Consider the following 11404-nt stretch of genomic DNA (forward strand, 5'->3'; position numbering starts at 1 on the left):
CTGACTCAGCCGGCTGACGCCGCCCCGCCCAGGACGTCGGGGAGCTCGCGCGTCTCGCCGAGCACGTGCTCCGCCAGGAACCCCTCGACCACCTCGTACCAAACCTTCGCGTGCTGCGGGGTGAGGATCCAGTGGTTCTCGTCCGGGTAGTACAGGAAGCGGTGCACGGTCGAGCCGTCCTCGGCGGCCGGCAGGCCGGAGGAGGAGAGCAGCTCCGTCCACAGCCGCAGCCCCTCGCCGATCGGGACGCGGTAGTCCTTGTCGCCGTGGATGACGAGCATCGGGGTGCGGATGTCCCCGACGAACGCGTGCGGGGAGTGCTTCGCCGCCATCTCGGGCGTCATCTCGCGCTGCCAGTAGTAGGAGGCGTCCGTCGTCGGCCCGAACTGGTCCAGCGCCCACAGGCTCGCGTGCGTCACGACGGCGTCGAACCGGTCCGTGTGACCCGCAACCCAGTTCGCCATGTAGCCGCCGAACGAGCCGCCCATCGCGGCCGTGCGCGAGGCGTCGACGTCGTCACGCTGCTCGACGGCGTCCGTCGCGGCCATGAGGTCGGTGTAGGGCGCATCGCCCCACGCGCCCCAGCCGCGCTGCACGAACTCCTGCCCGTACCCGGTCGAGAGCGCGGGGTCCGGCAGCAGGACGGCGTAGCCGCGAGCGACCATGATCCACGGGTTCCAGCGCCAGCTCCATGCGTTCCAGGACCCCAGGGGTCCGCCGTGGATCCACAGCAGCAGCGGCGCCGGGTTCTCGGCCGATGCTCCCTCGGGCAGCGCGAGCCACGAGCGCACGGTGTGCGTCGAACCGTCCGGGTCGGTCACGGTCGTGGCGACGTCCTCGAGCCGCCCCGGCAGAGTCGGTCGCTCCGACGGCGCGCGCAGCACGCGCACGCGGTCCTCGGCGGTGACGCCCTCGGCCAGATCGAGGCGCACGACCTCGGCCGGGGAGGCGTAGGAGCTGCGGGTGGCGAACGCGTGCGTCCCGGCGGGGTCGACGACGACGCTGCCGAACGCGCCCTCGGCCGTCAGGCGCTCGGGAGCGGCGTCGCCGTCCAGCGCGACCCGGAAGACCGGCGAGTGGCCGTGCTCGTCCGCCGTCACGAGCAGACCGGAGGAGTCCGGGAGCCACGTGAGCGAGGCGGGCCAGCGGTCCCAGTCGGCGGCGAGCCGGCGCGGCGTACCGCCCGTGGCAGGGACGACCCACGCCGTGCGGCGCGGCGCCTCCTGCGGCGACGTGATCGAGCTGGCGATGTAGGCCACCCACGCGCCGTCGGGGCTGATGGCCGGCTCGTCGAGGTCGGCCTCGTTCTCCCGGACGAGCGTGCGCCTCTCCCCCGTGGCGACGTCGATCCGCACGAGGTGCGACTGGGCCGCGAGCCCCGCGAAGGTGCTCCACGAGGCGACGGCGAAGGTGCCGTCGTCGGAAATCGCACTCGAGGCCTCCACGAGCGCCCGCCCGGCGTCCGGCGTCAGGTCGCGGGTGCCGCGCTCGTCGTCGGGCCCGGGCTCGTCGGGTGCCGCGGCGAGTGCGTCGCCGTCGTCCCCGTCCCCCGCGGGCGCGAGCGGTGCGCCCTCCACCACGAAGAGGCGCGGCGCGTCCGGGCCGAGGTCGTGGTCCCAGTAGCGCACCGGGTAGCCGCTGTGCAGGATCGCCGCGACCTTGTTCTCCGAGCGCGCCTTCCGCAGGCGGCGCTCGCTCGCCTCGTCCGTGGCGCCGGGCAGGGTGTCCGCGGAGACGAGGACGGTGTCGGCGGCGCGCGCCGGGTGGACGGCGGAGATCCCGCCCGGGCGGCGCACGAGCGGGTACGCCTCGCCGCCACCGGCGGGCAGGCGCCAGACGCACGGCTTCGCGTCATCGCCGTCGCCCGGCCGGGTGGCGACGAAGAGCAGGTCGCCGGCGGCGGTGAACGCCGGGCCACCCTCGCCCTTCGCGCCGCGCGTCAGGCGGCGGGCGGGGGCCTCGCCGTCGGGATCGATCTCCCACAGCGCGGTGCTCCAGCGGGTGCGATCGGCGTCGAGCGCGGCCTGCGAGGCGACGAGCCGGCGGCCGTCCGGGGACAGCGCCAGCGCGCCGAGACGCGGGAGCGCGAGGTAGTCGTCGAGGTCGTGGAACGGGGTCGCCGCGGGGGTGTCGGTCATCTCCCTGGTCTATCACGCACGCCTGACACGCCTGCGCCCGGCGCCGATCGAACGCCCGCCCACCCCGTCGAGCCCCCGCCCCGACTCCGACCCGCCTCCCCGGGGGCCTCCGCAGACCGCTCGTGGGGAAGTTCCGCAGGCCTGAGCCTGCGAAAGTTCCCCACGAGCGGTCGGCGGGCTCGGGCCGGGCCCGGGCGCCGTGGTTGGCGGGCGCAGGCCGGGCGCGAGCGCCGGCCGGGCGCGGGCCGAGCCCGGGAACCACCGGGCCCGCGGAATCCGCCCGGGACGCCCACGCCCGACGCGCCTACTGTGGAGAGATGGTCAACTACCGCTACCTCGGCAACTCCGGTCTGAAGATCTCCGAGATCACCTACGGCAACTGGCTCACCCACGGTTCGCAGGTCGAGAACGACGCGGCCACGGCGTGCGTGCGCGCCGCCCTCGACGCCGGCATCTCCACCTTCGACACCGCGGACGTCTACGCGAACACCAAGGCCGAGCAGGTGCTCGGTGACGCGCTGAAGGGCGAGCGCCGCGAGTCCCTCGAGATCTTCACGAAGGTCTACTGGCCGACCGGCCCCGGCGGGCCGAACGACACGGGCCTGTCGCGCAAGCACGTCATGGAGTCGATCAACGGCTCGCTCACGCGCCTCGGCACCGACTACGTCGACCTCTACCAGGCGCACCGGTTCGACACCGAGACGCCGCTCGAGGAGACGATGCAGGCGTTCGCCGACATCGTCCGCCAGGGCAAGGCGCTCTACATCGGTGTGAGCGAGTGGACGGCCGACCAGATCCGCGCCGGCCACGCCCTGGCGAAGGAGCTCGGCTTCCAGCTCATCTCCTCGCAGCCGCAGTACTCGATGCTGTGGCGCGTCATCGAGGACGAGGTCGTGCCCACCTCGGCCGAGCTCGGCATCTCCCAGATCGTGTGGTCGCCGATCGCGCAGGGCGTCCTCACCGGCAAGTACGTGCCCGGCGCCGAGCTGCCGGCCGGGTCGCGCGCCACGGACGAGAAGGGCGGCGCCAACATGATCAAGCGCTTCATGCGCGACGACGTGCTGCAGCGCGTGCAGGACCTCAAGCCCGTCGCCGACGAGCTCGACCTCTCGCTCGCGCAGCTCGCCGTCGCGTGGGTGCTCCAGAACGACAACGTCGCCGCCGCGCTCATCGGCGCCTCGCGTCCCGAGCAGGTCCACGAGAACGTCAAGGCCTCGGGCGTCGTCATCCCGGCCGAGCTCCTGGAGAAGATCGACACGATCCTTGGCGACGTCGTCGAGCGCGACGCCGCGAAGACGGCCGAGACCGCGCCGCAGGGGCGCGTGGCCTGACCTCGAGACGCCGCGCCGTTCCGCCCGCGGGACGGACCGACGGCGATGCGATCCCCCGGGTCCGCTCCCAGCGGGCCCGGGAGATCGCTGGTCTCAGCCCCGGCGTCGTCCCGCGCGCGACGCGAAGGCATCCAGCGAGTCCAGCACCTCGGGTGCGTGCCAGACGCGGTTGCGCTGCCGGCCGACGACGCTCGGACTCAGGGCGCCCGCGTCCTCCAGCGCGTCGATCGCTCCTTGAGCCGTGGGGTAGGAGACCCCCAGGGTGCGTTGGACGTGACGGACGTCGACGACGGGCTGGCCGATCACGACATCGAGTGCTCGCCAGACGGCGGCGTCCCGCCGCGCGGTGACGCGTTCACGCCAGGTCTCGCGGACGTCGTGCAGATCGCCCACGAGGCGGCGGCCGTTCGCGACGGCGGTCTCGGCAGCGTCGGCGAAGGTGAGGATGATCGGTTCGAGATCGCCCTCCCGATAGGCGCCGAGCGCCAGGAAGTAGCCGTCTGTGTCGGCCAGCAGCCCGGCCGACACAGGCACCGTGATGCGCTGCGTCACACCGGCACCACGCAGCATCGACTGGGCCAACGCGCGGCCCGTGCGTCCGTTCCCGTCGACGAAGGGGTGGATGGTCTCGAAATGGGCGTGCACGAGGGCGACGTGTGCGAGCGCGGGGATCTGGCGCCGCCGAGCGAGTGCGACGAGGTCGGCCATCGAGACCGCGACGCGCTCGGGAGCGGGCGGGACGAAGGCCGCCTCGGTGGGGGCGCGGCCACCGATCCAGACCGGGACGTCGCGATAGCGCCCGGGCATCGCGCGCTCCTGACCGTGCAGGAGCGTCTCGTGCATCGTGAGGATCGAGGCTTCGCTGATGTCGTCGGCGAGATCGAGGGCCGCCCGCATGGCGCGGACGTTGGCGGAGACCGTGCGGGCGTTCCGGCTGGCTTCGCCGCCGAGGCCGGTGAGCTCGGCGAGGGCGAGCTGGCGGGCGCCGACGGTCAGGTCCTCGATCTGGGACGAGGCGGCCGACTCCGAGCGGAGCAGGACCGAGGTGATGGGGGCGATCTCGCTGTCGCCGAAGATGCTCGACGCCTCGGCGTCGAACCTGGCCATCTCGACAGCGGCCTCGCCGACCCGCGCGGCGGCCGAGGCGCTCAGGTGTGGCTCGACGCCGGCGACCTCAGGCGTCAGAGCCGAGCGGTACTTCCCCGCCAGCTCCGCGTGGGCCCGGCGTGAGAGCGTCCCCTCCGTGGGTACCCACATCTGGTCTTCCCAATCGAGCGCGGGCCATGTCCCCATCCTTGAACTCCGCTCCTCGTTGTTCAAGGATCGTAGCGCAAGACTGAACGACGACCGGGGTCACTCACGGACGGCGGCGGCGGACGACCGCCGCAGTCGGTCAGTCCTCGTACGTCAGCAGCGCCGCGACGTCGTCGACCCCGTGCCTCGACAGCAGCGCGCGCGGCTGCAGGAACGCCAGCTCCATCACCACCGCGACCCCCGCGAGCTCGCCGCCGAGGCGCCGGACGAGCTCCGCCGTCGCGACGACCGTGCCGCCGGTGGCGAGCACGTCGTCCACGATCAGCACCCGCGCACCCGGCGCGATCGCGTCCGCGTGCACCGCGAGCGTCTCGCTGCTGTACTCCAGCTCGAACGACGTCTCCACCACCGCGCGCGGCAGCTTGCCGGGCTTGCGCACCGGCACGAAGGCCGCGCCCAGCGCGAGCGCGACCGGCGCTCCGAACAGGAAGCCGCGCGCCTCCATCCCGCACACCGCGTCGATGCCCGACGGCGCCGCCGCCACGAGCGCGTCCACGCACGCCGCGTAGCCCCGCGGCGAGGCGAGCAGCGGGGTGATGTCCTTGAAGACGACGCCGGGCTTCGGGTGGTCGGGAACGTCCGCGATGAGCGCGCGCAGGTCGGCGTTCGCGAGGGTCTCGGTCACCGGGTGGTCTCCTGATCGGGTCGGGACGGCGTCGAGCCGCCGGCCATCCGCGCGAGCCGCGCGTTGTACGCCTCGAGCTCCGCGCCGCCGTCGCGGTCGGACGCGCGGTCGAGCCGCTTCGCGGCCCGCTCGTCGTCACGGATCCACGCGAGCCCCAGGGCGACCGCGAGCGCGAGCGACGGCACCTCGCCGAAGCCCCACGCGAACGCGCCGCCCCACTGCTGGTCCGCGAGCGCGTCCACACCCCACGGCAGCCCCAGCCCGCCGAACCACGAGGACGCCAGCAACGACTCCCCCATCGTCAGCGACAGCCCGAAGAACGCGTGGAACGCCATCGTGGAGAAGAGGAGCACGAGCCGCAGCGGGTAGCTGGGCCGCTTCGGGCCGGGGTCGACGCCCACCAGGACGTTCACGAACATGTACCCGGCGAGCGTGAAGTGCACGATCATCCCGAGGTGCGCGAGGTGATTCGTCAGCGACAGCTCGAACAGCGGCGTGTAGTAGAAGACGATCATGCTTCCCGCGACGTTCACCGCCGCGACGACCGGCTGCGCGAACACGCCCGCCACCCGCGAGTGCACGAGCGCCAGCAGCAGCTCGCGCGGCCCGCGCGTCCCGTCGCCGCGCGCGGGCAGCGCGCGCACCGCGAGCGTCACCGGCGCACCCAGCACGAGGAAGATCGGCGCGAGCATCACGAGCACCATGTGCTGCACCATGTGCGCGCTGAAGAGGATGTGGCCGTACACGGCCGCGCCGCCGCTGGAGGTCCACGCGATCAGTCCGAGCCCCACGAGCAGGGACGCCACGCGCGCGAGCGGCCACGCGTCCCCGCGCCGCCGCAGGCGGGCGTACCACGTGAGGATCACGACGGCGGCGCTCACCACCCCGGTCAGCACCAGCACGTCAGGGGAGAAGCCCGTGACCCAGCCCAGCAGCGTCGGCTCGGCCGGCACGGGCGCGCCCGTGATCGCCTCGGCGGGGCTGACGTCCTGCGGCACGGTGTCCGGCACCGGCGGTGCCGTGTTCGACAGCGCCGCGGCGATGCCCATCGTCGTGCCGGCGATGAGGATCTCGACGGCGACGAGCCGCCAGAACGCGAACGTCCGGCGCGGTGAGCCCCCGTGAGCGCCGGGATGGTCCGACGGCGGTGCCAACACCCGGCGGCCCCGAGCGCCACGACCGCGGCGACCTTGAGGATGAGCAGGACCCCGTAGGCCGTCCCGAGGTCGCGGAGCGAGCCCATCCGGATCCAGGCGCTGACGACGCCGGAGACCGCCACGAGCGCGTACGCCCAGACCGCGGTGCGCGAGAAGCGCGTGGCGGCCGCGACGACGTCGCGCCCCAGCCGACCGGCGACCAGCGCGAGCACCGCGAGACCGCCGATCCACACGGTCACGCCCGCGAGGTGGAGCCACAGGCTCCCGACGGCGAGCGTGTGGTTGGCCGCGCCGGCCGCGTGGCCGGTCTGCGCGACGGGGGCGAGGGCCGCCAGCGAGACGATCGCCGCCGTCAGCGCCGAGACGTAGCCGTTCGCGGCGACGGCGATCAGCGAGGTGAGCGCGGTGAGCAGCAGGGCCCACAGCATGGCCTGGCCCAGCTCGATCTGGGTGAGGAAGACGCCCAGCTCCGCACCGAAGTTCTCGCCGCCGATCGGCTGGCCGGAGACGCGGGCGTAGGTCCCGAGCAGCTGCACGACGAGCGCCGCGGTCCACACCACCGAGGCCACCGCGGCGGTCCGCTGCGCGAACGCCCAGGAGTCCGCCCCCGCCGCGGACGACGTCGTCCTGCGCGGCAGCACCACCGCCGCCAGGACGAGCGCCCCGATCGTCACGGTCGCCGCGACCTGGACGACGACGTCGGCCACGGGCAGCCCCCAGCGCACCAGGGCTCCGGGGTCGGCGAGCACGGTCGGGGTCGCGGCACCCGAGAGGGCGATCCCGACGAGGGTCGCGACGACGGCGAGCACGGCCCCGACGACCAGGGTCGCCGCGAGAGGGACCCCGGTGCGCGGGGACGGGACGGCGACACGCCCCGCGGCGCCGGGCGCCGCGGGGCGTGTCGTCGAGGTGGCCACGTCCTCAGGGTACGGCCGTGGGCTGGGAGAGCCCGATCACCTCACGCGCGATCAGCCTTCGCGGGTCGCCCACCGCTGCATGAAGGCCGCCATGGCATCGCGGTTGACGTGCTCGAGGGGGCGGTAGATGGACGTACCGTCGTTCCCGACCCACCCCGTCGCGATTCCCGTCGAGGCGAGCCACGAGATCTCCGTGAAGAAGTCCTGACCGGGAGCGACGTCGGTGAAGGACGAGGTCGCCGGTGCCTGGACATCCTGCGGATCGGCCAGGCGGAACAGGAACGCCGCCATGGCGTCGCGCGCGATCGGCTCGAGCGGGCGGAAGGAGTACGTCCCGTCCCCGTTGTCCCAGCCCGTGGAGATCCTCTCGGCGTGCAGCCAGGCGATCTCCTTGTAGAACTGGTTGTCCGTGCTCACGTCCGTGAACGGGGAGACCTCCGGTGCGTCGAAGTCCGGCTCGTCGGCCAGGCGGTACAGGAACGCCGCCATCGCATCACGCGCCACCGGCGTCACCGGACGGAACTCCTTGCTCCCGTCCGGCAGGTCCCAGCCCCGCGCGATCCCGCGCTCCGCCAGCCACCCGATCTCCGCCGCGAACTTCGTCTCGGGCATCACGTCGACGAACGTCACCGGCGCCGGCGGCTCGGACTCCGACGTGACAGTCAGCGCCGCGGTCGCCTCCCCTGCGAGGCGACCCCCAGCGCCACGACGTCGTACGCGCCGGGCTGCGTGCCGACCGGAACGGTGAGCTCGACCGCAGCCTCACCCTCACCGTCGGCACGACCGGTCGCCAGCGGCTCGGCCCCGGGCTCCGCACCCGGCACCCCCAGCCGCACCTCGACCGCATCACCGGCGGGCAGACCCGAGACCGAGGCGGTCACCGTCCCGCCCGGAGCCACCTGGTCGACGTCGAGCGCCACGCTCGGGCTCCAGCTCGCCTCGAGGATGTCCGGACCCCACGCCTCGATCTCCGCGAGCGTCGCGAAGTCCTTGCCGTTCACCTCCGACAGCGCCACGAGCTTCACGTAGCGGGCCGCGCGTGGAGCAAAGACCGCGTCCTGGCGCTCACCGCTGTTGACGAACGTGCCGGACGCCGCCGGCTCGCCCCAGTCCCCCTCGACGGTCGAGACGGACTCCGAGGTGTAGACCTCGTAGTCCGCGATCCGGCCGTTGTCACCGCCGATCACCCGACCCCAGACCCCTACGCCGCACGTCTCGATCGACTGACCCAGGTCGACCACGATGGAGTGCGGGTGTTCGAGCTGCTCGGGACTCCACTGGGCCGCCCAGAAAGTCCGTGGGTCTCCGTCGACCGCGGCGACCGCGGGACCGTTGGGCGCGACCTCACCGGTCAGCTGCTCCGAGCTGAACCCGGTCACCCCCACCGGACGGGTCCGACCGGCGGCGCAGATGGGTGCCACGCGTGTGCGGCCGGACGCGACGACCTCGTTCGCAGCCGTGACAGCCTCGAACGACACCGAACCCGTCACGGACGACGCCGATGCGTTGGTGAGCGTGAACGTCTGCTCGAAGGCTGCGCCGGTCGGCAGGTCACCCACCTCGGTCTCCTGGGGGTCGATCGTCCAGCCCCGTGGCACCTCGGTGACGCGGAGCGTGAGGTCCGAGAGCTGCTCGCTCGAGGTGTTCTCGAGCGCCGCGGTCACGGTTGCCGTTGACCCCGGCTCAACGCCGGAAGGCTCCGCGTCGACGGTGAGAAGAGCCGTGGCCTCCACCTGCCAGACCGTGCGCCCCCAGTCGGCGGGGGTCTGCACGATCCGTCCGTCCTCGACGGTCTTGGGCTCGGCGTACGCGACCGGAACGTCCACCAGGTCCTTGGCGACGGACAGGTGCTGCTGCGACGCGGCGTTGACGATCTCGTAACCACCGTCGACCGTCGAGAACTCCCACCGCTGCATCGTCGAGCCGTCGCACCCCTGCGCCGTCACGTCCGCACCGATCTCGATCGGCACCGCCTGTCGGATCGTGCCGTCCCGGGAGACCCCCAGGCACAGGCCCTCAGAGTCGGTCAAGGTGTAGTAGTCGTCCGGGGTGGGCTCGAGGTTCCACGCGGTGACCTGCTCCCCGATCGCGAGCGAACCGTCAGGCGCAGCACTCAAGGTTCCGCCCTCCGCGACGAGGCGGACCTGACCGGCGTCGAGCGGGAGCACCTCGCCGGCATCCCACAGCGGCGGTCGACCGATGTCGTCCATCGTCGCGCGGAAGTCGCCGTAGGTCGTCCACGGGTGGGAGTTCGACCACGTGGACTGGCCCACGAACCTGATCGCCTCGAACATCCGCTCCTGGACCGTGTTCTCGGCCTCGTTCGGGGTGCCGTCGTCGGGCCACATGCTGAACTTCGCACCGGTGATGAGCTCGTTCGGCCCGACGTCGCCGATCTCGTAGAAGTTCTCCGGGGTCCATCGCTGCTCGTACAACCCACGCGCGTTGACGTTGTAGCCGCCGCGAATGTGATAGAGGTCCACCGAGGCGTTCATCATGCGGTGACCCCAGTCCATGAACTGCTCGGGGTCGACCGTGCTCTCGAGCGGCCGCCACCACTCGATCACGATGTCCGTGTCGAAGTCGACGAACTCGTTGTCGGTCTGCACGCCGTCGTTCCAGATCCGCAGGGTCTTCCCGCGCGACTTCACGAACTCGTTGACACGGTTGACGTACCAGGCCACGACGTCGTCGGGCGTGGCCTCGGGGTCGATGGTCTCGGAGGCGAACTCCTGGATCTGGGGGAAGTCCTCGTAGCCGCTGAAGATCATGTACTCGTCCACGCCCATGTGCCAGTACTCGGAGTCGAAGACCTCGAAGTACTCGTCGATGAGCGTCGTGTAGAACTCGAAGGACTCGTCGCGCGTGATGTCCATCCGGTACTCGTCGCGTTCACCGTCCCGGTTCTGCAGCTGGAGCTCCGGCATGTTCTCGAGCCAGATCGCCATGTGCCCCGGCGAGTTGATCTCCGGGATGACGTCGATGTTGTAGCGACCGGCCTTCTCCACCAGCTCGGCGACCTGCTCCTTGCTGTAGTAGGACCAGGTGTGGGTCTGCGGGTAGGCGTCCACCTTGAGCTTGAGCTCGAGCAGCAGGTAGTTGAGCTTGAAGTACGACATCTCGTCGAGGAGTCGATCGATGAAGTCCGTCGAGATGCCGATGATGCAGGCGCATAGCGTGATGCCGCGCTCCTCGTACTCCGGCTGGTCCACAGCGCTTCCCGGCGCCAGCGTCGTGGAGCCCGTCAGCAGCTGCACCAGCGTGCGCGTGCCGTAGAAGACACCCGCCGGCTCGGCCGCCGTGATGGTCACCGACTCGGCGACCTCGAGCTCGTACCCCTCCTCACCCAGATCGTCCCGCGCGGGGTCGAGGACGAGCTCGACGTCGCCCGCACCCGCCTCGCCACCCGTCTCGACCTCGACGACGTCGACGACCTCGCTGAGCTCGGCCGCCGTCATCTCCGCGGTGGCCGAGAGCTGGTCCGCGTCCTCGAGCACGATGGCGGTGCCGTCGGTCAGCTCGAACCCGGCCCCCGCTCCGCCCGGCTCCCACCCGTCCACCGAGGGAACGACCGAGGACCTCGGGTCCGGTCCCACCGGCGCCGGAGGCTCGGGTGCCGCCGCCGCCGGCACAGCGACCAGCGCCGCCAGTCCCGTCATGACGACGGCGAGCGCCCCGCCCGCCGCCCTCCTCGCACGTGTTCGCGTCCTCGACATCCGACCTCCCCAGGATCTGGCACCCGCGGGCCGGCGCGACCTCGCGCCAGTCGTGGCCCACCGCAGCCCTGGTGGCCGCGGAGGTGCACGACCCGATCGTAGACAGCGGATGTCACATTCACAAGAGAAAGTGATATCGATGCCATCGTTCATGTAGGTGGCCCGTGCCCGAAGTGGGGACCGCTACCCGCACCCGGCCGAGCCCG

8 protein-coding genes are annotated in these 11404 nt (G+C 72.2%); 1 reads left to right on the forward strand and 7 read right to left on the reverse strand.

Going from position 1 to position 11404, the window contains the following annotated elements:
* Positions 1–5: 5 nt before the first annotated feature.
* Entirely contained in the window at positions 6–2138 is a 2133-nt protein-coding gene (locus tag QQK22_RS13535; RefSeq protein WP_284251467.1) for a S9 family peptidase, read from the reverse strand.
* 317 nt (positions 2139–2455) lie between these two features.
* Between QQK22_RS13535 and QQK22_RS13540 the strand changes: the two genes are divergently transcribed.
* Complete coding sequence (locus tag QQK22_RS13540) at positions 2456–3469, forward strand: aldo/keto reductase family protein (RefSeq protein ID WP_284251469.1); 1014 nt, start codon at positions 2456–2458, stop codon at positions 3467–3469.
* Positions 3470–3562: 93 nt separating this feature from the next.
* Here the strand turns inward: QQK22_RS13540 and QQK22_RS13545 are convergent, their stop codons facing one another.
* The 6 genes from QQK22_RS13545 to QQK22_RS13570 all read right to left on the reverse strand — a co-directional run bounded on the left by QQK22_RS13545 (position 3563) and on the right by QQK22_RS13570 (position 11198).
* The gene (locus QQK22_RS13545) at positions 3563–4726 is read right to left on the reverse strand and encodes a Fic family protein (RefSeq protein ID WP_284251470.1); all 1164 of its coding nucleotides are present in this window, start codon (positions 4724–4726) and stop codon (positions 3563–3565) included.
* A 136-nt stretch (positions 4727–4862) separates the two neighbouring features.
* Complete coding sequence (locus tag QQK22_RS13550; protein WP_284251471.1) at positions 4863–5408, reverse strand: adenine phosphoribosyltransferase; 546 nt, start codon at positions 5406–5408, stop codon at positions 4863–4865.
* Positions 5405–6406: a cytochrome c oxidase assembly protein gene (locus tag QQK22_RS13555; protein ID WP_284252757.1), complete on the reverse strand. Its 1002-nt coding sequence runs from the start codon at positions 6404–6406 to the stop codon at positions 5405–5407. Before QQK22_RS13555 ends, QQK22_RS13550 begins: the two co-directional genes overlap by 4 nt.
* Positions 6298–7482 carry a copper resistance D family protein gene (locus QQK22_RS13560; RefSeq protein WP_284251472.1) on the reverse strand — a complete coding sequence of 395 codons (1185 nt, stop codon included), beginning with the start codon at positions 7480–7482 and terminating at the stop codon, positions 6298–6300. The genes QQK22_RS13555 and QQK22_RS13560 overlap by 109 nt, the downstream gene beginning before the upstream one ends.
* Positions 7483–7533: 51 nt before the next feature.
* A complete protein-coding gene (locus QQK22_RS13565) occupies positions 7534–8112 on the reverse strand; it encodes an S-layer homology domain-containing protein (RefSeq protein WP_284251473.1) in 579 nt (192 codons plus the stop codon).
* A gap of 32 nt (positions 8113–8144) precedes the next feature.
* Positions 8145–11198, reverse strand: coding sequence for a family 20 glycosylhydrolase (locus QQK22_RS13570; protein WP_284251476.1), 3054 nt, complete (start codon positions 11196–11198; stop codon positions 8145–8147).
* Positions 11199–11404: the final 206 nt, after the last annotated feature.

The sequence above is a fragment of the Litorihabitans aurantiacus genome (assembly GCF_030161595.1).
Classification (GTDB): domain Bacteria; phylum Actinomycetota; class Actinomycetes; order Actinomycetales; family Beutenbergiaceae; genus Litorihabitans; species Litorihabitans aurantiacus.

Excerpts from the sequence above, each read along its gene's own strand:
- QQK22_RS13535 (WP_284251467.1), bottom strand. The coding sequence starts at position 2,138 with ATGACCGACACCCCCGCGGCGACCCCGTTCCACGACCTCGACGACTAC.
- QQK22_RS13540 (WP_284251469.1), top strand. The coding sequence starts at position 2,456 with ATGGTCAACTACCGCTACCTCGGCAACTCCGGTCTGAAGATCTCCGAG.
- QQK22_RS13545 (WP_284251470.1), bottom strand. The coding sequence starts at position 4,726 with ATGTGGGTACCCACGGAGGGGACGCTCTCACGCCGGGCCCACGCGGAG.
- QQK22_RS13570 (WP_284251476.1), bottom strand. The coding sequence starts at position 11,198 with ATGTCGAGGACGCGAACACGTGCGAGGAGGGCGGCGGGCGGGGCGCTC.